Annotated in this window: 25 protein-coding genes and 1 tRNA gene; 23 read left to right on the forward strand and 3 right to left on the reverse strand. The window is 43.8% G+C overall.

Features of this window, described 5'->3' with window-relative positions; translation table 11 throughout:
- Positions 1 to 340: 340 nt before the first annotated feature.
- The 8 genes from KH180_RS09220 (at position 341) to KH180_RS09255 (ending at position 5,512) form a co-directional block, all read left to right on the forward strand.
- Positions 341 to 414: transfer RNA gene (locus KH180_RS09220), tRNA-Arg, on the forward strand.
- A 283-nt stretch (positions 415 to 697) separates the two neighbouring features.
- The gene (locus KH180_RS09225) at positions 698 to 1,372 is read left to right on the forward strand and encodes a C40 family peptidase (RefSeq protein ID WP_290759545.1); all 675 of its coding nucleotides are present in this window, start codon (positions 698 to 700) and stop codon (positions 1,370 to 1,372) included.
- Positions 1,373 to 1,532: 160 nt separating this feature from the next.
- Positions 1,533 to 2,120 carry an NAD(P)H-dependent oxidoreductase gene (locus KH180_RS09230; RefSeq protein ID WP_290759547.1) on the forward strand — a complete coding sequence of 196 codons (588 nt, stop codon included), beginning with the start codon at positions 1,533 to 1,535 and terminating at the stop codon, positions 2,118 to 2,120.
- Between the two features lie 111 nt (positions 2,121 to 2,231).
- Entirely contained in the window at positions 2,232 to 2,957 is a 726-nt protein-coding gene (locus KH180_RS09235) for an ABC transporter ATP-binding protein (protein ID WP_290759549.1), read from the forward strand.
- A gap of 12 nt (positions 2,958 to 2,969) precedes the next feature.
- A complete protein-coding gene (locus KH180_RS09240) occupies positions 2,970 to 3,893 on the forward strand; it encodes a SufB/SufD family protein (RefSeq protein ID WP_290759551.1) in 924 nt (307 codons plus the stop codon).
- A gap of 30 nt (positions 3,894 to 3,923) precedes the next feature.
- Entirely contained in the window at positions 3,924 to 4,295 is a 372-nt protein-coding gene (locus KH180_RS09245; protein WP_290759553.1) for a metal-dependent transcriptional regulator, read from the forward strand.
- A gap of 57 nt (positions 4,296 to 4,352) precedes the next feature.
- On the forward strand, positions 4,353 to 4,736 hold the full coding sequence (locus tag KH180_RS09250) for a thioesterase family protein (protein WP_290759555.1): 384 nt from the start codon (positions 4,353 to 4,355) through the stop codon (positions 4,734 to 4,736).
- Positions 4,737 to 4,747: 11 nt separating this feature from the next.
- Complete coding sequence (locus KH180_RS09255; RefSeq protein WP_290759557.1) at positions 4,748 to 5,512, forward strand: SDR family NAD(P)-dependent oxidoreductase; 765 nt, start codon at positions 4,748 to 4,750, stop codon at positions 5,510 to 5,512.
- A 75-nt stretch (positions 5,513 to 5,587) separates the two neighbouring features.
- Here KH180_RS09255 and KH180_RS09260 read toward each other — a convergent pair whose 3' ends face one another.
- Both KH180_RS09260 and KH180_RS09265 read right to left on the reverse strand, forming a co-directional pair.
- On the reverse strand, positions 5,588 to 6,514 hold the full coding sequence (locus tag KH180_RS09260) for a GGDEF domain-containing protein (protein ID WP_290759559.1): 927 nt from the start codon (positions 6,512 to 6,514) through the stop codon (positions 5,588 to 5,590).
- A gap of 212 nt (positions 6,515 to 6,726) precedes the next feature.
- A complete protein-coding gene (locus KH180_RS09265; protein WP_290759561.1) occupies positions 6,727 to 7,332 on the reverse strand; it encodes a recombinase family protein in 606 nt (201 codons plus the stop codon).
- Positions 7,333 to 7,491: 159 nt separating this feature from the next.
- On the opposite strand from KH180_RS09265, the gene KH180_RS09270 reads away from it, so the two are divergent.
- Complete coding sequence (locus tag KH180_RS09270) at positions 7,492 to 8,322, forward strand: endonuclease VIII (protein WP_290759563.1); 831 nt, start codon at positions 7,492 to 7,494, stop codon at positions 8,320 to 8,322.
- Positions 8,323 to 8,447: 125 nt separating this feature from the next.
- Here the strand turns inward: KH180_RS09270 and KH180_RS09275 are convergent, their stop codons facing one another.
- Complete coding sequence (locus tag KH180_RS09275; RefSeq protein WP_290759565.1) at positions 8,448 to 9,335, reverse strand: DegV family protein; 888 nt, start codon at positions 9,333 to 9,335, stop codon at positions 8,448 to 8,450.
- A gap of 243 nt (positions 9,336 to 9,578) precedes the next feature.
- Here KH180_RS09275 and KH180_RS09280 point away from each other — a divergent pair, with 243 nt between their 5' ends.
- From KH180_RS09280 to KH180_RS09345, 14 genes are all read left to right on the forward strand, one after another.
- A complete protein-coding gene (locus KH180_RS09280) occupies positions 9,579 to 10,250 on the forward strand; it encodes a C40 family peptidase (RefSeq protein WP_290759567.1) in 672 nt (223 codons plus the stop codon).
- 293 nt (positions 10,251 to 10,543) lie between these two features.
- On the forward strand, positions 10,544 to 12,499 hold the full coding sequence (locus KH180_RS09285) for a BglG family transcription antiterminator (RefSeq protein WP_290759569.1): 1,956 nt from the start codon (positions 10,544 to 10,546) through the stop codon (positions 12,497 to 12,499).
- A gap of 39 nt (positions 12,500 to 12,538) precedes the next feature.
- The gene (locus KH180_RS09290; RefSeq protein WP_290759571.1) at positions 12,539 to 13,423 is read left to right on the forward strand and encodes a class II fructose-bisphosphate aldolase; all 885 of its coding nucleotides are present in this window, start codon (positions 12,539 to 12,541) and stop codon (positions 13,421 to 13,423) included.
- Between the two features lie 29 nt (positions 13,424 to 13,452).
- The gene (locus tag KH180_RS09295) at positions 13,453 to 13,920 is read left to right on the forward strand and encodes a PTS sugar transporter subunit IIA (RefSeq protein ID WP_290759573.1); all 468 of its coding nucleotides are present in this window, start codon (positions 13,453 to 13,455) and stop codon (positions 13,918 to 13,920) included.
- Between the two features lie 17 nt (positions 13,921 to 13,937).
- Entirely contained in the window at positions 13,938 to 14,243 is a 306-nt protein-coding gene (locus tag KH180_RS09300; protein ID WP_290759575.1) for a PTS fructose transporter subunit IIB, read from the forward strand.
- 35 nt (positions 14,244 to 14,278) lie between these two features.
- Positions 14,279 to 15,328: a PTS fructose transporter subunit IIC gene (locus tag KH180_RS09305; RefSeq protein WP_290759577.1), complete on the forward strand. Its 1,050-nt coding sequence runs from the start codon at positions 14,279 to 14,281 to the stop codon at positions 15,326 to 15,328.
- A 30-nt stretch (positions 15,329 to 15,358) separates the two neighbouring features.
- Positions 15,359 to 16,273: a cupin domain-containing protein gene (locus tag KH180_RS09310; RefSeq protein ID WP_290759579.1), complete on the forward strand. Its 915-nt coding sequence runs from the start codon at positions 15,359 to 15,361 to the stop codon at positions 16,271 to 16,273.
- A 167-nt stretch (positions 16,274 to 16,440) separates the two neighbouring features.
- Positions 16,441 to 17,109 carry an HAD family hydrolase gene (locus KH180_RS09315; RefSeq protein ID WP_290759581.1) on the forward strand — a complete coding sequence of 223 codons (669 nt, stop codon included), beginning with the start codon at positions 16,441 to 16,443 and terminating at the stop codon, positions 17,107 to 17,109.
- Positions 17,106 to 17,555: a ribose 5-phosphate isomerase B gene (gene rpiB, locus KH180_RS09320; protein WP_290759583.1), complete on the forward strand. Its 450-nt coding sequence runs from the start codon at positions 17,106 to 17,108 to the stop codon at positions 17,553 to 17,555. The genes KH180_RS09315 and rpiB overlap by 4 nt, the downstream gene beginning before the upstream one ends.
- A 28-nt stretch (positions 17,556 to 17,583) precedes the next feature.
- Positions 17,584 to 18,441 carry a sugar phosphate isomerase/epimerase family protein gene (locus KH180_RS09325; protein WP_290759585.1) on the forward strand — a complete coding sequence of 286 codons (858 nt, stop codon included), beginning with the start codon at positions 17,584 to 17,586 and terminating at the stop codon, positions 18,439 to 18,441.
- A 12-nt stretch (positions 18,442 to 18,453) separates the two neighbouring features.
- Positions 18,454 to 19,452, forward strand: coding sequence for a dihydroxyacetone kinase subunit DhaK (locus KH180_RS09330; protein ID WP_290759587.1), 999 nt, complete (start codon positions 18,454 to 18,456; stop codon positions 19,450 to 19,452).
- Between the two features lie 120 nt (positions 19,453 to 19,572).
- Positions 19,573 to 20,214 (forward strand): dihydroxyacetone kinase subunit DhaL, encoded by a 642-nt coding sequence (gene dhaL, locus KH180_RS09335; protein WP_290759589.1) that lies wholly within the window; start codon positions 19,573 to 19,575, stop codon positions 20,212 to 20,214.
- A gap of 279 nt (positions 20,215 to 20,493) precedes the next feature.
- The gene (locus tag KH180_RS09340; protein ID WP_290759591.1) at positions 20,494 to 20,658 is read left to right on the forward strand and encodes a FeoB-associated Cys-rich membrane protein; all 165 of its coding nucleotides are present in this window, start codon (positions 20,494 to 20,496) and stop codon (positions 20,656 to 20,658) included.
- 457 nt (positions 20,659 to 21,115) lie between these two features.
- Positions 21,116 to 22,726 carry a CTP synthase gene (locus tag KH180_RS09345; RefSeq protein ID WP_290759593.1) on the forward strand — a complete coding sequence of 537 codons (1,611 nt, stop codon included), beginning with the start codon at positions 21,116 to 21,118 and terminating at the stop codon, positions 22,724 to 22,726.
- Positions 22,727 to 22,734 lie beyond the last annotated feature (8 nt).

Below are 22,734 nucleotides of genomic sequence, written 5' to 3' on the forward strand. Positions count from 1 at the left end.
GCACACCGCCTGCGAGTCTTTGCTGAAAGAAGAAAAACTAACATCCCTTCGAATGCAAGGCCTCCGAACTGGTCAAAATGGACGTAATGTCTGCTGGAGAAGGATACCCCTAAAACAATAGGTACCTTCTCTTTTATGGCTGCCTTTCTCCAGCAGAGCGACTCCTCTATAGTCTCTGAGAGTGGGTTTTTGAGGCATAAAACTTTCTTCCTGCATCTTACTGGAAGTATATTATAAATATTTCAGGCAAAAATTTAGAAATTTAATGAAAATTGGGGTTGACAAGCCGTGACGGATGAGGTAAAATTGCTATTGTTGTCGGGTAAGACAGCTTCAATATGTGGGCGTAGCTCAGCTGGATAGAGCGTCTGGCTACGGACCAGAAGGCCGGGAGTTCGAATCTTCTCGCCCACGTAAAATGAATCCCTGCAGATTTTTAATCTGCAGGGATTTTTTCATTTCATAGAAAAGTGCATCCTATGAAATAAAAAACGCTCCGCAAGGATCGTATTGTGGTGATAAGGAAATTCTTTTAGTGGTGAAAAGAAAAAATGACGGAAATCTGCATATTTTGTAAGGTGAAAGGTTTACTTTACAGAATTGTTGTGGTATAATTCATAACTGTGAATGAAATGTAACAATACCGTAATAATCATAAAATTAATATAAAATATTGAAGTAGGAAGGTAACATCTTTATGAAGTCAATAATAAAAAAGACAGTGGTATGTCTGCTGATTTTTTCTATGATAGTAACATCGGGATTGGCAATTCCAAAGAAAGAAGTAAACGCGGCGCAGAATACATACAGCGGCCGGATCTGGAAATCATGGGTGAAACTTAGAAAGTCTAAATCCAAAAAGTCCAAGATTATCCGCAAAATCTCTAAAGGAGAACCTGTGCAGGTACATTACACAAGCGGGAAGTGGAGAAAGGTTACATACAAAGGCAAGACAGGATTTGTCCTAAAGAAATATGTTTATATTAATACAAACGCTCCTGAATTAAGCGGGAGTGAAGAGCAAAAAGGCCAGACAGTGGCAGCTTTTGCACAGCGTTTTGTCGGAAACCCATATGTATGGGGAGGAACAAACTTAAACAGCGGGGCTGACTGTTCCGGTTTTGTCGGCGGAGTCTACCGCTCATTTGGATATAAGCTTCCGAGAACATCTTCTGATCTCAGGAGAGCAGGAAGAAAGGTTGCGTACAAAGACAAGCAGCCGGGCGATTTAATCTGTTACAGCGGTCATGTAGCCATGTACATAGGGAACGGCAAAATTGTCCATGCCAGCACAAGAAAAACAGGAATCAAGATTTCTCCAAGAGCCAATTACAGAAAAGTAGTTGCTGTACGGAGAATCGTAACAGAATAGATGATCAAAAATGTGCAAGAGAGATCCTGCACATTTTTTTGTTACATGGGAAAGTTCTCTGAACCTCCCTGTGTAATAAAAAAGCCCCGGGCCAGGATGCGCACAAAGCATATGAGATGCAAACACAGTCTTGTTGTATCTAAACATATAGGAGGAGAGTATGAAATCATTATTATTTATCAACGGATGTATCAGGGAAGAGGAATCCAGGACTTTGGTGCTGGCAAGAAAGTTCCTCGACTGTCTGAAAGAAAAATATGAAATATCAGAGGTGAGCGGTCTTAGCCTTCCTTTGGACCTGGCAGCCTTAAAAAAGAGAGACCGGCTGGCAGCTTCTGCTGAATGGGAGGATCCGGTTTTTGATCAGGCAAGGGAATTTAAAAAGGCAGACATCATCGTTCTGGCAGCCCCGTTTTGGGAAGGGACCTTTCCGGCGGCTGTACACGCTTACCTGGAACAGATATGTGTTACAGGATTTACCTTTGGCTACAGAGCGGACGGGAGAGCAGAAGGATACTGTAAAGCCGACAGAGCCGTGTTTTTTTCAACAAGGGGCGGCATTTATTCTGAGGGAGAAAACAAAAAAGATGATCATGCCGAAAAGTTCCTTACATCGGTCTTTCGCATGTTGGGAATACCAAAGACAGATACATTGACAGCAGAAGGGCTTGATATTATAGGAAATGATGTGGACTCTATCATGAAACAGGCGGCAACGCAGGCACAGATTCTGGCGGCAGACTTTTAGAAAAAATATCTGAATCTTTTCCAAAACATGGACAAATTAGCTTGAAAAAGGGCTCGAAATGCGGTTATATAAATATATAAAATTCAAAAGACAAGAAGAGAGGCGGCAGTCATGTTAAACGTAGAACATTTATCTTATCATATCACAGAAAATGGCGCGGATACCCAGATACTTAAAGATGTCAATTTCTCCGTCAACGATGGGGAGATGCTGGTCATTACCGGGCCCAACGGCGGAGGGAAGTCCACAATAGCCAAAATTCTCATGGGAATTGAAAAGGCCAGTTCCGGAAGTATCTCTTTGGACGGGGAAGATATTACAGAGTATTCTATAGATCAGAGGGCTGATGCGGGAATAGGATTTGCATTCCAGCAGCCGCCCAGATTCAAGGGGCTGACTGCGTCCAGGCTGCTTTCCCTTGCTGCCGGAGAGACACTGCCGGATGAGCGGTGCTGTGAACTGCTGAGCAGTGTGGGACTGTGCGGAATGGAATACAAAGACAGGGAAGTGGATGCCACATTGTCAGGCGGTGAAATGAAAAGGATTGAGATTGCCACAGTATTTGCAAAAGACCATAAGATCTGTATTTTTGACGAGCCTGAGGCAGGGATTGACCTGTGGAGTTTTGCCATGCTGATCAAGGAATTTGAAAAGATTCACAAAGAAAATAAAGCCAGCCTGATATTGATCTCACATCAGGAGAGGATTATCCGTATGGCAGACCGTATCATGATTATCCGTGACGGTCAGGTACAGGAGATCGGGCCAAAGGAAGAAGTATATCCGCATCTTATGGCGGAAGAGTCAGAAGAGCAGTGTGCCTGCATGCATGAATAGGGAGGAACGGACATGGAATTAGATCAGATAACAGCAGGAGTGCTTGAGGCGATTGACGGTCAGGGATTCGTACAGAAGGGAGCCTATAACTTAAGGCAGAACGGGCAGGCTGTGTGTCATGGAGACAGTGAGAACATACGGATCGTAAGAAAAGAAGACAAGCCGGGAATTGATATTTTTATCAGCGGGCAGACAAAGGGGGAGTCTGTGCATATTCCGGTGGTTGTGTCCGCTTCCGGCATTACAGATGTGGTATACAATGATTTTTATATTGAAGACGGGGCAGATGTGGTGATTGTCGCTGGATGCGGTATTCACAATGACGGAGACCTGGAGAGCAGGCATGACGGAATTCATGCATTTCATGTGGGAAGCCATGCGAATGTACGTTATGAAGAACGGCATTATGGAGAAGGAAATGGAACCGGAGGCAGGGTGCTCAATCCCGTGACTAAGATTTATGTGGAGGAAGACTCTGTTTTTACTCTGGATACTACCCAGATCAAGGGAGTTGATTCTACCATACGGGAGACTCATGTGGAGATGGGGGCAGGCTCTAAGCTCTATGTGCTTGAAAAGCTTATGACCCACGGGAATCAGCAGGCAGTTTCCAATATGGATATTCTGTTAAACGGCACGGAGAGTTCCGCACAGATCATATCCAGATCTGTTGCTAAAGGAAGTTCCACTCAGATTTTCCATCCGAAAGCGATCGGAAATGCATTGTGCCATGCCCATGTACAGTGTGATTCTATTATAATGGATGAGGCAAAGATCAGTTCCATACCAGAGATCAATGCCAACCACCTGGATGCCCAGATTGTTCATGAGGCAGCCATTGGACGGATCAACAGCGACCAGCTTGTAAAGCTGCGTACCTTTGGAATGACAGAGGAAGAGGCGGAAGCAGTGATTATTGAAGACTTTTTAAAATAAGAGGAGTAACAGTTAAGGGGGAGTATCAGGATGCTGGAATCAAGAGAAAATTATCTCGAAGCAATTTTGATGTTAAAGCAAGAAATAGGGCAGGTGCGTTCCATTGATATTGCCAGAAAGTTAAATTACAGCAAGGCCAGTGTAAGCCGTGCTGTAGGAATTTTAAAGCAGGGGGGATATATCACTGTGGATGGAAAGGGATATATCTCTCTTACATCCGAAGGTTTGGAAAAGGCAGAGGCCATTTATGAGAGGCACAAGACTCTGACATCATTTTTTATGCACACGGCAGGGGTGCCGGAGCATGTGGCGGAGGAGGACGCCTGCCGGTGTGAACATGTATTGAGCAAACAGACCTTTCACGGCATTAAAATGTTCCTAAGTGAAAATAGCCGATGCTGAAAAAAAGGTGTATAATGAATATAGATAAACATATCAGTTATACAGGGAGGTTTTGACATGGAATTGACAGCAGGAATCAAAGGCAGTCAGGAAATGACTGCAGAGACAGAACATTCTGCACAGAATGTGGGAGACGGTATGCTGGACGTATTTTCAACTCCGTCCATGATCGCGCTGATGGAGAAGACTGCATGGGCCAGCATAGAACCTTATTTGGATGAGGGATTTGGTACTGTCGGCACACAGATGAATGTAAAACATCAGGCAGCCACCCCTATCGGCAGGAAGATCCGTTGTGAGAGTGAACTCATACAGGCAGACGGAAGAAGGCTTGTATTTACAATAAAAGCATTTGATGAGGCAGGACAGATCGGAGAGGGGGAGCATGAGCGCTTCATCGTGCAGAAGGACAAGTTTCAGGAGAAGGCACTGCGCAGATAAGGAGGAGCATTATGGGCAGACTGGAAGGGAAAGTAGCAATCATCACCGGAGGGAATTCCGGAGTCGGCGAACAGACAGCTAAACGGTTCGCAAAAGAAGGAGCTAAGGTCATTATTACTGCCAGAAGAAAGGAAAAGCTTGAGGCTGTAGCAGCAGATATTAAGGCAGACGGCGGTACAGTTCTGGCCCTGCAGGGAGACATATCCGATCCCGAGGACGGTAAAAAGGTGACGGATGCAGCCATAGAGCATTTCGGAACTTTGGATATTCTTGTGAATAATGCCGGAGTGCTGGATGAAGGCCTGCTTCCTATTGACAGAGTGGCAGACAGTGAAATTGACAGGATTGTAGATATCAATACAAAAGGAACCATGTATTTTATCCGTGCAGCTCTTGAAGTTATGCTGAAAAACAAGAGCGGATCCATTGTGAATGTGGCAAGTATCGCAGGAGTAAATGGAGGCGGAGGGGCTGCCTATGTGGCGTCAAAAGCGGCTGTTCTGGGGATTACAAAGCATACGGCTATGCGCTGTGCAAAGGACGGCATCCGGTGCAACGCTCTTTGCCCCGGAATGATTAAAACTCCAATGACAGCAGGACAGACCATGGAGACCATGGACCCGGATATGATGGGAGCCATGGCGGCCCACTCAGATCTGCGGAGTCCGGCATGTTCTGCAGAGGATATAGCAAATTCCGTTCTGTTTTTGGCCAGTGATGAGGCTGCACCAATTACAGGCCAGTGTATTGTAATGGATTACGGCGCAAACCTTTAATAAAAAGCTTTCGGGACCTTCTTTTTTAGAAGATCCCGAAAGCTTTTTTTATATAGGAATGTTCTTTGAACCTCCTTATGTACGCCCATGTTCTTCTATACCGGGTAACTCTGAACAATAACAGATGTGGTTCTTTCCTTTCCTTTTTGCAAAATAAAGTGCCCTGTCGGCATTGGACCAGAGGGAATGAAAATCATTTCCGTGTTCCGGATAAAAGCCGATGCCAACAGATACGTAGATGTGATTTTGGAGCTTAAATTTTTTTTGATATTCAGTCCAATTTTGAAAAAACTGCTCCAGAGACTCTGACAGTTTATTTTTATGTATGGATGAACAGGGGATATATGTGACAAATTCATCCCCGCCGATCCTTCCATTGATCTCCTTCGGAAAGGTTTTCAGGAGGCTTTTGGCAATGGAGATCAGAATCTGGTCGCCGAAGGGATGACCGTATTTGTCGTTATAGGTTTTAAAATTATCAATGTCCATAGTGATCAAGATGCCTGCGGCCTTCTGCAGCATCAGCCGGCTGATGTTTTCTTCCATGCAGCGCCGGCTCATAAGGTCTGTCAAATAATCAAACTGAGAATAGTAGATATTTTTTTTGTCCTTTTGACGGAAATCCGGTACGGACTGGTGAAGATGAAGAAGTTTCCATGAGCCTTCTCTAAGTTCCGTAATCATACTGAAGCGCAGATGGCGGGCGGGGAGACTTGTACTGATGGAACGAAGGCTCAGTTTGATCTCACCTGAAACAAGAAAAAGATTCTCTCCCAGAACAGACATCTCATACCATTCTTTCTCAATTACATACCCGGATTCAGAAGGATACTCCGGACAGCTGAGAAATTCTTCTGAGTTTTGGCAGTACTGTCCCAGTCCTGTGCCAATTTCTGTCATGCAGCTGTCCAAAAATTCGTCCATTCCTTCTTTATTGTTTTTTATAAGATAATTGTGCCAGAGAAAACGGCAAAACGCCTCTGCAGATTTGAAGTTTTTCATCCATCCCGACCTTCCATACATTACCAAGCTAGAAATGGGCAGAAATGTAGACTTTTTTCGTCGTTAATGATAGTATTTTATATAAAGAAGCTGAAATAGTAAATTCAGCAGAATCACGGGATTTCCCAAAATGTGTTTTTAGTGGAAGTGTCTATATGCCATAAAAAACTAGTGGGTAAAAAAGTCTACTTTTTTTACCACATTTTCTTAGATCACAGGCGGCCTTCTTCTGCCAGACGGACCCATTTAAAAAATGTATTGTGGGTGGTTCCGAGCTGTTTGGCAGATTCACGGCCGCTTATTTTTTCTTCTTTCCAAAGAGCATAGATATGCTCGAACTCTTTTGGGATTTTCTTCGGAGGACGTCCGAAATTCACCCCTCTTGCTTTGGCCACGGCAATTCCTTCTGCCTGCCTCTTCTTGATATGTTCCCTCTCTGTCTGTGCCACATAAGAAAGAATCTGCAGTACCAGATCAGAGATGAAGACACCGGTCAGGTCCATGGAATGTTTTCCTCTGGTATCCAGCAGCGGAAGATCGGTGACAACAATATCTGCTTTTTTCTGTTTTGTAATGGTGCGCCACTGCTCAATGATCTCTTCATAATTTCTGCCCAGACGGTCAATGGACGTCACAAAAAGAGTGTCCTCCGGCTTGAGCTTTCTGAGCAGTTTCTTATACTGGGGACGGTTAAAATCTTTTCCCGACTGCCGGTCCACATAAATGCATTCTTTGGGGATTTTCAGCTTTTTCATCTCTGCAAGCTGCCGTCCCACATTTTGGTCTTTAGATGATACTCTGACATATCCATAATCCATTTCTCTCCCTCCTTCTACAAAATGTGACTGAAATATTATCCCATAAGAACCAGATAAAATCGAAAGGAAAATAATGGAATGGCTGTTTTTCGTGCTGTAACATTTCCAGGCTGTATGATAAGATGAGGATATATATAATCAGAGAAGGGAGAATGGGAGATGATTGAATTACCGGAAGCTTTGGCGAGGGCAGATGAATTGGGGAAGATACTTTCAGGGAAGAAAGCGTTGAAGGTGTATCCGCCGTCATCGCCCCATAAGTTCTGCTGGTTTAACGGGGATGCGGCACTATATAATAAGATGCTGAAGGGAAAAGCAGTCATGGGCACTGAAGGTTTTGGAATCTTTGCGGAGATTAAATTTGACGGAGGGATAAGGCTCTGTATAAATGACGGAGTAAACCCCAGAATCTTTCGTACAGATGATCAAGTGCCGGAAAAGTACCAGCTGAGGATTGATTTTACAGACGGATATGTCTTGATATTTACAGTGGCTATGTACGGCGCAATTTCCTGCTTTGACGGGAATTATGACAATGAATATTATGAAATCAGCAGAAAAGGGATATCACCTCTTTCAACTGAATTTAATTATCCGTTCTTTCGAGAACTTTTTGACTCTGTAAAACCTAATTCCAGTGTCAAAGCTCTTCTTGCCACAAAACAGAGAATCCCGGGTCTTGGAAATGGTGTGCTGCAGGATATATTATTTGAGGCAGGGATACATCCAAAAAGAAAGATCGGAACGCTGCCGGAACGTGAGAAAGAGAGAATCTTTGCAAGTATAAAGGAAGTACTTTCTGAGATGGTGCGTCTGGGAGGCAGGGATACAGAAAAAGATATATGGGGAAATTCCGGGGGTTATAAGACGAAGTTATCTAAAAATACATACAAAAAAGGCTGCCCAAAGTGCGGAGGGGAAATTATAAAAGCGACCTACCTTGGAGGAACCGTTTATTTCTGTCCGGTATGCCAGCCTCTTGATGTTTGATGAAAGAAATCCTTATGAATAAAATAAAACTTGAATTATACTTGAATGGTGATTTGGACATGTTTTCTGCAAGTTACAAAAATCCCTGAGTCTCCAGCTGAATCCGGAGTCTCAGGGAAGAAAGGTTACACAGTGCGTTCATCGCCTTCAAAGAACAGAGCAACAGTGCCAGGTCCGGTGTGTGCACCGATGACAGTTCCCACACTGTTGATTACCACTTTGCCGTTTAATTTCGGAAAGGAAGCTTCTATTAAATCTGCCACTTGCCGGGCATCTTCATAGCAGGCAGAATTGGAAAGAAAGCACTTTCCGCTGTATTCTTTGCCGCCTTTTGCATGCTCCTCCATTTTTTTGACGATTTCTTTGATGGCTCTCTTTTTGGTCCGGATCTTGGCCCGCGGAATCAAATGGCCTTCATTATCCATGTTCAGCAGAGGACAGATGCCAAGCATCGTGCCGATAAAGCCGGATGTCTTGGAGATTCTTCCGCCGCGGATGTATGATGTCAGATCTGTGGAAAAGAACCAGTGATGGATGTTCAGCCGGTTTGAAACTGTCCACTGATAGACATCATCAATAGTTTTTCCCTGGTCCCTCAGATCTGCGGCCAGATCTACAAGAAGCCCGTAACCGGATGAAGCACCGAGAGAATCCACGAGGAGGATTTTGCGGTCAGGGTATTTCTCCATCAGTTCGTCTTTTGCAATGTTGGCGGAATTAAAGGTTCCGGAAATGCCGGAAGACAAGCTGATATGCAGGATATCCATCCCTTCTTTTAAAAACGGTTCAAAAAATTCTATGTATTCTTCCACGTTTACCTGGGCGGTGTTTGCTAAAGCACCGTCCTGTATTTTTTTGTAGAAATCTTCAAATGGAATGCTCTGGCCCAGATCATCCATATATTCCTTTCCGTCCAGTGTTACATGGAAACATACGTAAGGAATGTTCCGGCGTTCAAAATACTCTTTTTTCATATCTGCTGTTGAACAGCAGCTCAATACAAATTGTCCCATAGTAATCCTTTTCTCTTTCTGAAAGTCTATTATCTGTTATTTCCTATTATATAAGAAATTCCAGGAATTATCAAATAAGCGTTCGGTATAGGGGGCTGTACAAGCTTGTTAATAAAATGTGAATAAATATTACGAAAATATTACAAAAGTCTTTACAATATTATTACGTCATGCTATAATTCATAAATGTAAACGAAATGTAATAATTGTGTAATAAATCGCAGGAGATTCAGTGAGGGAATAATGAAAGCAATCGCAAAAAAGACAGCAATTTTTGCAGTTGCATGTTTAATAACAGCAGGTACGGCAGCAGGATCGCTTCCGGAAAAAGAAGTGAAGGCGGCCTCGGGATATACTGGATATATTAAAGGTGCAACTACAAGCTTAAAACGAAGTAAATCAAACAGATCAAAGACATTAGCCAGAATCAAGAAGGGAAAGAAGGTTACCGTATACTATACAAGCGGCAGCTGGAGAAAGATTTCCTATAAAGGAAAGACCGGATTTGTCCCTAAGAAGCGTGTCAAGATCAGTACAAAGGCACCCAAACTCAGAGGCAGTAAAAAGTCAAAAGGAAAGACAGTAGCAAGTTTTGCCCAGAGGTTCGTAGGAAATCCATACCGCTGGGGAGGAACAAATTTAAATACAGGAGCAGACTGTTCAGGATTTACAAGAGCAGTTTACCGTTCTTTCGGATACAGCATTCCAAGAACTTCCTCATCTCAGAGAAGGGCGGGGAAAAAGGTATCCTATAAAAACAAACAGCCAGGAGATCTGATCTGTTACAGCGGGCACGTAGCCATCTATATCGGAGGCGGAAAAATCGTACACGCAAGTTCCAGAAAGACAGGAATCAAGATCTCACCAAAAGCGAATTACAGGAAAGTCGTATCCGTACGACGGATTGTAAGATAAATACCGGCAGATTTTTATCATACCGGCTATAGAAAAAAAGCCCATGGAATCATTACCCCCTATCCTAAACCTATGATTCCAGGGCTTTTTTTCCATGTTCAGAAAGGCCTTCACATAGTAAAATAGAGAATCAAGACAATTAATTTTAAAATTTATACTAATTGTACTGATCTAAGTGCAAAAACTGATTTTATGAGATATATACAAAACCGGTGAAGAAGATTATGATTAATACATAAGCAAGATGCTTGCTTAACTTCATCGGTTTTTATTCATTGAAGGAGGCCTACAAGATGAATAATCTACAGGAAAAAGTAATACGTAGAATGATTGATACGTATGGTTTTTTCACCACTGATGAACTTTCCGAAATGACAGGAATTTCTGTCAGCAGCATCAAACACTCTTTAAGCGACATCAGCAGGGAGATAGAAAAGTATGAAGCAAAGCTATTGACCGCACCGCGCAAAGGACTGTGTTTGGTTGCCACGGAAGAACAAAGGGAGATGATCCTGGATGACCTTAACGAATATGCCAACAAAGATCCGGAATCGTTTTACTACCGAAAGAATTACATATTAGATACATTGTTTTTTTACCCGGCAAAATACACAATCCAGCTTTTCTCAGAGGAGTTGTGTGTGAGCAGGAACATTATCCAAAAAGATCTGAAGAACATAGAGGACTACTTAAGCGAGTTTAATTTAAAGCTGACGAAGGTGAGAAATCAGGGGATTCAGATTAAAGGTGATGAGTTTGATTTAAGGCAGGCAATTGTAGATTCCGTAAATAAGAAATACTGGAAGCATGCTTATATTGAAAAGCTGCCTCAAAGTCTGGACTACCGCATCAGCAAACGGGCCTACACCTTTTTTACCGACCATTATCCGGAAGAACATATTATGAAGGTGCAGGACAGTCTCCAGAAGGCGGAAGAGTTTTTAAATTTGATTTTTGTAGATATCTCTTTCTGCCGGCTGACGGAATATTTATTATTGACAATCAACCGCATCGGGGAAGGGAAAATCCTCCAAAACGCGGGCAGCCGAAAGATGACCAAGTTAGATACTTCATTTCTCGATGCGGCACGATTGATATTAGATGAAATTGTTCCTCAGGACGGAGATATGGCGTTTGAATATCAGTTTCTGGCGGCCAAGCTGATGGTTGCCAAGACCTGCGGACATGGAAAAAGACCAGGGGATAAAAAGTTTGAAGACATTACCATGGATTACCTGTCCATTGTGCTGGCTGTGATGAAGAAGGAAAATGTATTAAAAGATGAGATTCTAATCAGTGACATCAGTTCATTTTTGGAAAAGATCACGATAAAACGGGATTACAAGTTGGTGGAATGGGATGACCTGCACAGAGATGTGCAGCATCAGCTGCAGGATGTATATGCAGCGTGTATGACTTATATTTTTGACATTGAAGGAAAACTTTCTGTGATACTGACCCAGGACGAGATTGCATGGATCGCACTGCTGATCCACAATGCTATGATGGACAGCAGAGAGGGACATCAGGCGGTGCTGCTCACTGCCACAGACGCCCACACTGCAAGGTATCAGAAGGTTAAGATTGAAAATGCAGTTGAGGGGCTGGAGATTACAGACAGTATTCATATACGGGACTTTCACCCGGAAACAATGAAAGATCAGTTAGTGATTTCTACGGTTCCCCTAAAGGAGCCGAGAGAAAATACAATCGAAGTTACAAAGCATATCGATCAGGCAGACACTAATAAAATTGCCGTAAGTCTTGATGAATTGGATCATGACCAGAAAATGACGCATGCATTGGAAACGACAAAGAAGACATTTAGGGAATCTTTGATCCTTACGGATGTAAACGTTATGGAAAAGCAGGAAGTGATTCAGCTTGCAAGCGATCTTTTATATGAACAGGGATTCATAGAAAAAGGATTCAGCCAGGAGGTGTGGAAACGGGAATTAAAGAGGCCGTCCACCGTAGGGAGGGGCATCGTAATGCCGCATATTTACAAAGACTATGTAAAAACAAGCGGGGTTGCGGTGATCAGGCTTAAGTATCCGATTTCATGGACACCCAATGAAAAAGTACGGCTGCTGTTTTTGATCGCCATTGACTTTGAAACTTCGGAAGAGATTCTAAGGTTTTTCCAGTATTTTTACGGGATGATCGGTAATAAGGAGTTAATCGGACATCTTCTGGATGCGGAAGGGCCCAAAGAATTCTATGAGATTTTAATGAGTGAAGCAGGGTAACAATGGCCGTAAGGCCGCTAATTTAAAGGAGGAAGTACTATGTTAGTAAACATGAAAGAAATTTTAGAGATCGCAGAGAAGGAGCAGTATGCAATTCCATGTATCAACACTCCGAACGTGGAAACCATCCGTGCAGTCATCGGTGCGGCAGAAGAATTAAACACACCGATCATTATCGACCACGCTCAGGTACATGATCCAGTGATCCCGATCGAGAGAATCGGACCTGAAATGTTAAAATACGCAAAAGAAGCTTCTGTTCCGGTTTGTGTGCACTTAGACCACGGCAGTGACTATGATTTCGTATTAAGAGCATTAAAAGTCGGATTCCCGTCTATCATGTATGACTGCAGTGCTCTTCCTTACGAAGAAAACTTAAAGAGAGTAAAAGAATTCGTAAAGATTGCTCATCCGGCAGGAATTACTGTAGAGGCTGAGCTGGGAGTTATGGCTTCTACAGCAGAAGATACTCATGGAGAAGAGGATGCAGAAAGCCGTGTGCTGACAAATGAAGATATCAAAGAATTCTTTACAGAGCCGGAAGAAGCAAAAGCGTTTGCTGAGGAAACAGGCTGTGACGCATTGGCTGTATGCTTCGGAACAATGCACGGAATTTATGCAGAGCCGCCGGTACTGGATATTGACAGAGTAAAAGAACTCCGCGCAGCAATCCCTGACACATGCCGCGTTGTAATGCACGGAGCTTCAGGAGTAGAATTCTCTCAGGTTCAGGAAGCGATTACTGCAGGATGCTCTAAAGTAAATTATTATTCTTACATGGCAAAAGCAGCAACAAAGTTTGTAGCTGACCGTGTTGCAGAGACAGACGGAAAGATTGCATACCATGAATTACAGGAAGAAGCTTATGAATTCATGAAAGGATATGCAAAAGACGTAATCAAAGCGTTTAAGAACGGAAAATAGGATTCCGCAAAAGGGAGGGAATACATTTCATGAACAGTGTGGATTTATCCGAAGTGCTGCTCGATGAAATGGTAATCCTTGACCGGGAACCGTTTAAGGACAAAGATGACATGTTTAATGTAATGACCAGGCAGTTTGAAACGGCAGGGCTCGTTTCAGACGCCGGGGCATTCAAAAAGGCTCTGGAATTTCGGGAGACCTTGGGACCAACTTATATGGGCAATCTGATTGCTATCCCTCACGGGAAATGTAAGGAAGTTTTAAAGCCCGGAATCGGATTCTGCAGATGCAGGGAGCCGTTCATTTACGAGTCTGGCGGAGAGTCAGGCGAGGTAAGATACATCTTTGTGCTGGCGATTTCTGAAAATCAAGAGAATGATTACCATTTGAGAGTGCTGGCAACTTTGGCAGGATTTCTGGCTCACGACGAGTTTTTGGCATTATTAGAAAAGGCTGAAAGTTATGATGACTTGATCAAAGGGATCAAGGAGCTCTAGAAAAGGAGGAATGTATCATGAAAGTTGTTGCAGTGACATCCTGTGCGACGGGAATCGCACACACCTACATGGCAGCAGAGGCGATTCAGAAAATCTGCAAGCAGAAAGGTTACAAGTGCAAGGTTGAAAAACAGGGAGCGCTTGGAATCGAAGACAAGCTGAGAGACAGGGACATCAAGGAGGCTGACTTGATCGTATTTGCCAACGATGTAGGAATTACAAAGGCAGAACGTTTTACACCTTACAAAGACAAGATTTTTCAGACAAAACCACATGCAGTGATCAAAGACCCAAGTATTATTTTTAGTGAAGCAGAAGAGTAGAAGAGAGAATTAAAATATGAAGGGATGGATGAAAAATGAGAGACGTAGTAGATGATATTAAGGAAGCGTTTTTAACCGGTGTTTCATATATGCTGCCATTTGTAGTGGCAGGAGGTATTTTAGTAGCTTTAGGGTTCCTGCTGGGAGGATATGATATCCCCAATACAGTAGAGCCGGGAAGAAATTTTGCCTCAACCATTTTCTGGATTGGTAAAATTGGTCTGGGAACATTCATGGTGCCGATTTTAGGTGCATATGTAGCATTCTCAATTGCTGACAAACCAGGAATCTGTGTTGGTATGTTCGGTGGCTGGCTGGCAACTGACCCTTGGGGAATGGGATATTCTTCAGGATTTATCGGAGCACTGATCGCAGGTATTATCGCAGGGTATCTTGTAAACTGGTTAAAAAAGATCCCGCTTCCTAACGCTGTAAGATCGCTGCTTCCAACTTTGATTATCCCGGTTATCGGATGTGCGGGTATTTGTTTACTGATGCACTATGTGATCGGAGGACCTTTAGGAGCATTAACATCAGCACTGACAACAATGTTAAACAACCTTGGAACAGGAAACCTGGTACTTTTAGGAATTGTACAGGGATGCATGCTGGCATTTGACATGGGAGGTCCATGTAACAAAGTTGCTTACGCATTTGCCCTGGCATGTATGGAAACAGGAAACTATGCACCGATGGCAGCAAACTTTGTAGCTTGCTGTGCACCGCCTCTTGCAATGGCATTTGCTATGTTAGTTGCACCTAAGAAATTCACAAAGGAAGACAGAACAGGAATCGCAGGATGTTTTGCAGGGGCATTATGTATGATTACAGAGTTTGCAATCCCATATGCCGCAAAGAACTTAAAATACATCCCATGCTTTATGGTTGGTTCAGCAGTTGGTTCTGTAATGTCTTACTTATGGGGAATTACAATCCGTGCACCTCACGGCGGAGTTTTCGTAGTATTTGCAATGAATAAGGTGATTCCATTCTTTATCTGCTTAATTGTGGCAGGAGCTGTCTCAGCTGCACTGATCGTACTCGTTTCTAAAACGAAAACCGAAGAAGAATTAGCAGCAGAGTAAATAAAATTAAAACAAAACAGGAGAAATAAAATGGCAAAGTTATTTGATATCATGGGTAAATTCCCATTTGAACCAGACAAAAAGAAACCGATGTTAATCCGCAAACAGGATTATTCAACAGCTTTATATCCGCCGGATAATGCGTTTACATCAGACAACACTTTTACAATGATTACAACAGATACCTTCATGTTAGGTATTTATGAATTAGGACCTGGAGGAGTTTTCGCACCGCTTGATATCCATCCTGGAGATGAGTCTTACTACATCTTAAACGGACCGGTTGTTCAGAGAAGCGGAAACGGACAGTTTGCTTATCTGGAGACAGGAGAGGGACTGTTTATGCCGGAAGGTGCTTGGCACTGCTGCCATAACTTCTCTGACCAGAAAGCAAGGATCCTTTACTTCATCACTCCGAAAGCATGGAGCGAGTCCATTCCTCCGGCTGTTATTCCGACAGAGGAAGAGACAAAATTCTACAAAGGACCGAACAACGATAATCTTCCGGATATGAGAGATAAGATCCAGGATATCTCCCGTCAGGGATGCACCGATGATATCGGATGCTGGCCGGTAGATCCTACAGAAGCAAGAAAGACAGGAGCTGTATACGCAGTACGTGACTTTGAAAAGTTAAACAACGTACACGGAACAACTCATCCGATGCTGATGAGATTTATCACAAGCAACGATTACGGACACTTCGGCGAAATGATCCTTCCGGCAGGAGGATACGGACCAAGATGTTCAGATCCTGATACCCATGCAGGAGACGGAGCACTCTACTGTGTTGACGGACCTGTAACTGTAAACCTGGTAGATGCACAGGAAAGTTTCGTTATGGAACCGGAAGATACCTTCTTCCTTCCTGCTGGAACCAAGTATCAGCTGGTTAACTTTGAAGCAAAACCAGTGAAGGTTGTATTCGCAGTAACAGAATTATAATAAAAATATCACCAGTTCTGCGATAGTTTTTCTCTAATATCAAAAGGCTGGCTGAATTCCCCGGCTGATTGTTGTATAATGAAAAGAACAACACATGGTGATCTGCCTTAAAAAGATTCTTTGCGGCATGCCGTGAAGAATCTTTTTGGCAAGAAAGGGGATAAACGATGAGACGATACAAAGGCATTATATTTGACTTGGACGGAACACTGCTTGATACGATTGAAGATCTGACAGACAGCGTCAATGAGGTGATGGAGAGTCTGGGATATCCGCCGCACAGTCCGGAGGACTATAAGCGGAAAGTGGGAAACGGATTTCGAAAGCTGGTGGAGAGAAGTCTTCCGGAGGAGGTCAGGGATGAAAAGACCGTCGACAGTGCGGTTGCTGCCTTTGCAGACGTTTATAACCGCAGGTATATGGATAAAACCGTTCCCTATGAGGGGATTTTAGAACTGCTGGCAAAGCTTTGTGAAAAGGGCATTGCCGTAGGAGTAAATTCCAACAAGAGATCGGATTATACCAGTGCACTGATTCAAAAATTCTTTGCACATATCCCGTTTGTGGATGTGTATGGGGAGAGAGAGGGAATTCCCAAGAAGCCGGATCCAGCAGGAGCACTTGAGCTGTTAAAGCTCATGGGGCTTTCAAAGGATGAAGTGCTGTATATCGGGGATTCCGACACAGATATGCTGACAGGAAAGAACGCAGGCCTTGATACGGTCGGCGTTTCCTGGGGGTTCAGGGGAAGAGAAGAACTGGAAGCATATGGGGGAACTTATGTGGTGGACAGACCGGATGAGATACTCGGACTGTTAGAAAGGAGCGAGCAATGAAAATTTCTTTAGGATGTGACGAAGCAGCATACGACTTGAAAGAGGCTATCAAAAAGCGGCTGCAGGAGACGGGACATGAAGTGGTTGACAATGGTGTGGGACCTGGTGAGGTAGAACTGTACCCGGATGTAGCAGTGCGTACATGTGAAAAGGTGACAAGCAAAGAGTGTGACAGGGGAATCCTTGTATGCGGAACAGGAATCGGCATGGCTATGACAGCCAATAAGGTGCCTGGGATCCGTGCGGCAGTCTGCCATGATCCGTTCTCAACAGAGCGCTCTATTCTGAGCAATGACGGAAATGTTATGTGCATGGGAGCAAGAGTCATCGCACCTCAGCTGGCATTATATCTGCTGGATATCTGGATGGGACTGACCTTTAAAGACGGACCGTCTACAGAGAAAGTAGAAAGGATCACATATTACGAAAAGCAGTTCAGCAAATAAAACCAAGTACATATAAGGAGGGTTTTCTATGTATTTTAAATTTGGAGTAGATACATTTATCTGGGCAGAAGCTTATGGGGAAGAACATCTTTGGATTATCCCGAAGGCAAAAGAACTGGGATTTGAGGTTATTGACTTTGCAATCTCCAACCCGTTTACCTTTCCGGTGGAAAAAGTAAAAGCAGAACTTGCAAGAGTTGGGATCGACTGTGTCTGCACGACGACACTGACACCAGAGACCAATCCGATCTCTCCGGATCCGGAGATCCGGGCAGCAGGCGTAAAGGCTATGAAAAAATGCGTGGACATCTGCAACGAATTGGGAGCACCGATCTTAGGCGGAGTTAACTATGCAGGATGGGGGTATCTCACGAAAAAGCCAAGGACCGAAGCAGAGTGGGACTGGGGAGTTGAGTGTATGAGGGAAGTAGCCGAGTACGCGAAGGAAACCGGAGATGTTACTATCTGTGTGGAATGTGTCAACAGATTTGAAACTCACTTCTTAAACATTGCGGAAGATGCAGTTGCTTTCTGCAAGGATGTGGGAACAGGAAATGTAAAAGTTCATCTTGACTGCTTCCATATGATCCGGGAAGAAAAGAGCTTTTCCGGCGCAGTAAAGACCTGCGGAAAAGAATACCTCGGATATATCCATGTCAATGAAAATGACAGAGGCATCCCGGGAACAGGACTTGTTCCGTTCAAGGAATTCTTTACCGCACTGAAAGAAATCGGATATGACGGACCTTTGGTTATCGAATCTTTTGACCCAAGCTTTGAGGAACTGTCCGGAAACTGTGCGATCTGGAGAAAATTTGCTGATACTGGAGAAGAACTTGCCATTGAAGGGCTGAAAAATCTGAAAGCCATTGCGGCCGAGATATAGGAGGGAAAACAGATGAATCGAATTGTAAACAATCCTGATTATGCTGTTGAGGATATGCTGAAAGGATTTGTGAAGACCCACAAAGATATTGTGGCGCCGACAGAAGATCCGCGTGTCCTGAAATATAAAGATGCACCGGTAGAAGGAAAAGTAGGAATTGTCACCGGAGGAGGCTCCGGACATAAGCCTGCCTTTATCGGATATATCGGAAAGAATATGTGTGATGCGGTAGCTGTTGGGGAGATTTTTTCATCACCTACTGCAAAGGCATTTCTGGATGCCATGAAAGAGGCTGATTCAGGAAAAGGTGTTGCCTGCCTTTACGGAAACTATGCCGGAGACAACATGAATGTCAAAATGGCAATGAGAAAAGCAAAGAAGCTTGGTATTGAAGTAAAAACCGTAGTTGCCAACGACGACTGTGCTTCCGCTCCGAAGGATGAACTGGAAAAACGCCGCGGTGTTGCCGGTGAAGTGCTTATGTGGAAGATCGGAGGCGCAAAGGCTTCCATGGGTGCTGATTTGGACGGTGTTATAGCAGCTGCCCAGAAAGCCATTGACAATACCAGATCCGTAGGTATCGGAACTGCACCTTGCACCATTCCTGCTGTGGGACATCCGAACTTTGAGATCAAAGACGGAACGATGGAAGTTGGAATCGGACATCACGGGGAACCGGGAATCAATGTACAGCCTTTAAAAACTGCAAGTGAGATTGCTGATGAGATGCTGGATATTATCATTCCGGACCTTCCGTTTGCCGAGGGAGACGAGGTTGTTGTACTCCTCTCAGGCTTAGGTGCTACACCGGTGATGGAACAATACATCGTATATGACCGTGTAGAGGAAGTTCTCACAGAAAAGGGAATCAGCGTTCATAAAGCATATGTGGGAAATTATTTCACTTCCCTGGAAATGATGGGTGTGACACTCACTGTCATGAAGCTGGATGATGAACTGAAAGAATGCATCGACATGCCTTGCGACTCTGTTGGCTTGAAACAGTTGTAAGTCCGGTGTATTCCAAGAAAATGGAGCATCGCTGGACCCAAAACAAATTGAAAAGTATTATTCCTGTGTTACAATAAATAACAGTAGGAAGCAGTCTGAGTTTAAAGTGAGGAGAAAATTATGTCAAGTTTTAAAAATGCGGAAGCAGGAGTCATTGTAGATAAGCTCATTAAGACAATTCAGGAACAGAGAGATTACCTGAGTGAGATCGACGGGAAGATTGGTGACGGCGACCACGGCATTAATATGAACAAAGGCTTTACGATGTGCGAGGAAAAGCTGAAAGGCCAGACCTATAATATGAGTGAAGGTCTGTGTACTCTTGGAGAGACCCTGCTGGAGGATATCGGAGGATCTATGGGCCCGTTGTACGGACTTTTATTCGATGAACTTTCTGCAGCAAGTGAAGATCATGAGGATATTGATGCTGATGTATTTGCAGAGATGATTACCGGAGCTGTGGAAGGGATCCAGGAGATCAGCCCGGCGAAGGTTGGGGATAAGACTCTCTTAGATACATTAATTCCGGCAAAGGAAGCATTTGTGGAAGCTAAGGAAGCAGGCAAGGACTTTGCTGATTGTCTGGATGCCATGAACGAAGCAGCGAAAAAGGGATGGGAATCTACCAAAGACCTGGTAGCTAAGATCGGACGTGCAAGCCGTCTCGGAGAACGTTCCAGAGGAGTTCTGGATGCGGGAGCTACAAGCTGTTACTTTATTGTGACAACGCTTGGAACGGCAGCAAAAGAACTGCTCAGCTAAATAAGAAATAATGATATAATACCTCTTAAGTAGATAAGGTAAATAACCAAAATCTGCTTGGGAGGTATTTTTATATAAAGAAAGCTGCTTTATTCTTGATGAGTGTGTTGCTGCTCACTAGGCAGCAGAGGATTTCGCCGTATTCGCTAAGAAAAAAGAGAAATGGAAGTTTCGATATATTTTTAAATGAGGTAAAAACCAATAAAAAGCTATTTGACTTATGACTTTTCTCATGGTATGGTAAATAAATGATAGCAATTATCAAAAAGGAGGCGGCTTATGAGTCTGACAGACGGAGTTATTCTGATTTTAGCAGCGGGAATTGTTCTTTTTGTATTATGGAGATTTATTTCACGTATCCGCCGTGGAGAGACAGGATGCGGCTGCGGATGTGAAGGCTGTTCTAAGGCCTGTCCAGCCAAACAAAAGAAGGAAACAAAGTGAGCAAAAGCTGTAGGAAGTTTATCACGGAGTTTTGTAATAAATAAGTTGACATGTAAAAATATGTATGTTATATTATAGCCATAGAAAGCACAGATACAGTGCCTCTTTTCTGAACCTCAATCAGTAAGATCTATTTTATATTTCCTTTGGCATTCGCCAATCATACCCCAGTAATAGACCTTTAGAACCAACAGTCAGTTAAGAAAGCAACGATTCCTTATTTATTTTTCATTAAGAGAAGAGGAATACTGTACCGGGTGCTTTCTTTTTGTGGTATAATATTTATATCTGAGTAAAAATTTATTTAAACATTATTAGTTTTTTGCAAACCGCATTTGGCGCACAAAGATGCCAGGCTGCTCAAGGTGTAGGAGCAGGAGATAAAGTGGGCTTGCCCGCTTTGTTTAGATATGGTATTATAACATTTTGTAATTATTAGAACTTAGGAGGAAAAATCATGCCAGTAAAATACGTATTTGTCACCGGCGGTGTTGTTTCAGGCCTTGGAAAAGGAATTACGGCAGCATCTCTGGGACGATTACTGAAAGCGAGAGGTTATCACGTAACCAGCCAGAAGTTTGATCCATATATCAATATTGACCCGGGAACCATGAATCCGATTCAGCACGGAGAAGTTTTTGTGACAGACGACGGAGCGGAGACTGATCTTGACCTGGGGCATTATGAGCGATTTATAGATGAAGGCCTGAATAAAAAATCAAACGTGACAACAGGAAAGGTTTACTGGAATATTTTACAGAAAGAACGGCGCGGAGACTACGGCGGAAATACAGTGCAGGTTATTCCTCACGTGACCAATGAGATCAAAAGCCGTTTTTATAGAAATGAAGAAGCGACAGAGCAGGAAGTAGCGATTATAGAGATCGGCGGTACAGTGGGAGACATTGAGAGCCAGCCGTTTTTAGAGGCGCTCAGGCAGTTTCAGCATGAAGTGGGACATGAAAACTGTATTCTGATTCATGTAACGCTGATTCCGTATTTAAAGAGCTCAGGGGAGTTAAAGACAAAACCGACCCAGGCCAGTGTCAAGGATCTTCAGGGAATGGGTATCCAGCCGGATATCCTCGTGTGCAGATCAGACTATCCGCTGGATGACGGTATCAAGAGGAAGATTGCCCAGTTCTGCAACGTGGAAAAAGAGCGTGTTATCCAGAACCTGGATGCAGAAGTGTTATATGAAGTACCTCTGATGATGGAAAATGAGCATTTGGCTCATGAAGCATGTGCATGCCTGCACCTTTCCTGTCCGGAACCGGATCTTTCCGAGTGGCGTAAAATGATCGACAACTGGAAGCATCCAAAGCACAAAGTGGAAGTGGCTCTGGTTGGAAAGTATGTTTCTCTCCACGATGCATATATCAGCGTAGTGGAATCACTGGAACATGCAGGTGTTGCTAACTCTGCCGATGTGAGCATCCGCTGGGTGGATTCTGAGCGGGTAAGCTCCTACAATGTGGACGAGATGCTGGGCGGTGTCCAGGGAATTATCGTTCCGGGAGGGTTCGGAGACCGCGGTATAGAAGGTATGATCTGTTCTATACAGTATGCACGGGAACACCAGATTCCGTATCTCGGACTTTGCCTGGGTATGCAGCTTACGATTGTTGAGTTTGCGCGGAACGTTCTTGGTTATGCAGATGCGCACAGCAAAGAATTTAATGAAAATACAGAACATCCGATGATCCATATTATGGCGGATCAGGACGGGGTGGTGAATATCGGAGGTACACTGAGGCTTGGTTCCTATCCGTGTGTACTTGCTGACGGCTCCAAGGCAGAAGAGCTTTACGGAACGAAGGAGATTTCTGAACGCCACCGCCACCGTTATGAGGTCAACAACAAGTACCGGGATGTACTGCAGGAGAACGGAATGATGCTCTCAGGCTGTTCGCCGGACGGCCGTATTGTGGAGATGATCGAGATTCCGTCCCATCCATTTTTCCTGGCAACACAGGCGCATCCGGAGTTTAAATCAAGACCGAACAAGGCACATCCTCTGTTTAAAGGGTTTATCGAAGCATCACTGAAAAACGGAGGCATGATTTAAAAGGAGGT

It is taken from the genome of Anaerostipes sp., from assembly GCF_018381315.1.
Taxonomy (GTDB): domain Bacteria; phylum Bacillota; class Clostridia; order Lachnospirales; family Lachnospiraceae; genus Anaerostipes.

Excerpts from the sequence above, each read along its gene's own strand:
- KH180_RS09305 (WP_290759577.1), top strand. The coding sequence starts at position 14,279 with ATGAGAGACGTAGTAGATGATATTAAGGAAGCGTTTTTAACCGGTGTT.
- KH180_RS09225 (WP_290759545.1), top strand. The coding sequence starts at position 698 with ATGAAGTCAATAATAAAAAAGACAGTGGTATGTCTGCTGATTTTTTCT.
- KH180_RS09315 (WP_290759581.1), top strand. The coding sequence starts at position 16,441 with ATGAGACGATACAAAGGCATTATATTTGACTTGGACGGAACACTGCTT.
- KH180_RS09250 (WP_290759555.1), top strand. The coding sequence starts at position 4,353 with ATGGAATTGACAGCAGGAATCAAAGGCAGTCAGGAAATGACTGCAGAG.
- KH180_RS09325 (WP_290759585.1), top strand. The coding sequence starts at position 17,584 with ATGTATTTTAAATTTGGAGTAGATACATTTATCTGGGCAGAAGCTTAT.
- KH180_RS09275 (WP_290759565.1), bottom strand. The coding sequence starts at position 9,335 with ATGGGACAATTTGTATTGAGCTGCTGTTCAACAGCAGATATGAAAAAA.
- KH180_RS09295 (WP_290759573.1), top strand. The coding sequence starts at position 13,453 with ATGAACAGTGTGGATTTATCCGAAGTGCTGCTCGATGAAATGGTAATC.
- KH180_RS09265 (WP_290759561.1), bottom strand. The coding sequence starts at position 7,332 with ATGGATTATGGATATGTCAGAGTATCATCTAAAGACCAAAATGTGGGA.
- KH180_RS09260 (WP_290759559.1), bottom strand. The coding sequence starts at position 6,514 with ATGAAAAACTTCAAATCTGCAGAGGCGTTTTGCCGTTTTCTCTGGCAC.
- KH180_RS09310 (WP_290759579.1), top strand. The coding sequence starts at position 15,359 with ATGGCAAAGTTATTTGATATCATGGGTAAATTCCCATTTGAACCAGAC.
- KH180_RS09245 (WP_290759553.1), top strand. The coding sequence starts at position 3,924 with ATGCTGGAATCAAGAGAAAATTATCTCGAAGCAATTTTGATGTTAAAG.
- KH180_RS09345 (WP_290759593.1), top strand. The coding sequence starts at position 21,116 with ATGCCAGTAAAATACGTATTTGTCACCGGCGGTGTTGTTTCAGGCCTT.
- KH180_RS09285 (WP_290759569.1), top strand. The coding sequence starts at position 10,544 with ATGAATAATCTACAGGAAAAAGTAATACGTAGAATGATTGATACGTAT.
- KH180_RS09235 (WP_290759549.1), top strand. The coding sequence starts at position 2,232 with ATGTTAAACGTAGAACATTTATCTTATCATATCACAGAAAATGGCGCG.
- KH180_RS09330 (WP_290759587.1), top strand. The coding sequence starts at position 18,454 with ATGAATCGAATTGTAAACAATCCTGATTATGCTGTTGAGGATATGCTG.
- dhaL (WP_290759589.1), top strand. The coding sequence starts at position 19,573 with ATGTCAAGTTTTAAAAATGCGGAAGCAGGAGTCATTGTAGATAAGCTC.
- KH180_RS09290 (WP_290759571.1), top strand. The coding sequence starts at position 12,539 with ATGTTAGTAAACATGAAAGAAATTTTAGAGATCGCAGAGAAGGAGCAG.
- KH180_RS09255 (WP_290759557.1), top strand. The coding sequence starts at position 4,748 with ATGGGCAGACTGGAAGGGAAAGTAGCAATCATCACCGGAGGGAATTCC.
- KH180_RS09280 (WP_290759567.1), top strand. The coding sequence starts at position 9,579 with ATGAAAGCAATCGCAAAAAAGACAGCAATTTTTGCAGTTGCATGTTTA.
- KH180_RS09270 (WP_290759563.1), top strand. The coding sequence starts at position 7,492 with ATGATTGAATTACCGGAAGCTTTGGCGAGGGCAGATGAATTGGGGAAG.
- KH180_RS09300 (WP_290759575.1), top strand. The coding sequence starts at position 13,938 with ATGAAAGTTGTTGCAGTGACATCCTGTGCGACGGGAATCGCACACACC.
- KH180_RS09240 (WP_290759551.1), top strand. The coding sequence starts at position 2,970 with ATGGAATTAGATCAGATAACAGCAGGAGTGCTTGAGGCGATTGACGGT.
- KH180_RS09340 (WP_290759591.1), top strand. The coding sequence starts at position 20,494 with ATGAGTCTGACAGACGGAGTTATTCTGATTTTAGCAGCGGGAATTGTT.
- rpiB (WP_290759583.1), top strand. The coding sequence starts at position 17,106 with ATGAAAATTTCTTTAGGATGTGACGAAGCAGCATACGACTTGAAAGAG.
- KH180_RS09230 (WP_290759547.1), top strand. The coding sequence starts at position 1,533 with ATGAAATCATTATTATTTATCAACGGATGTATCAGGGAAGAGGAATCC.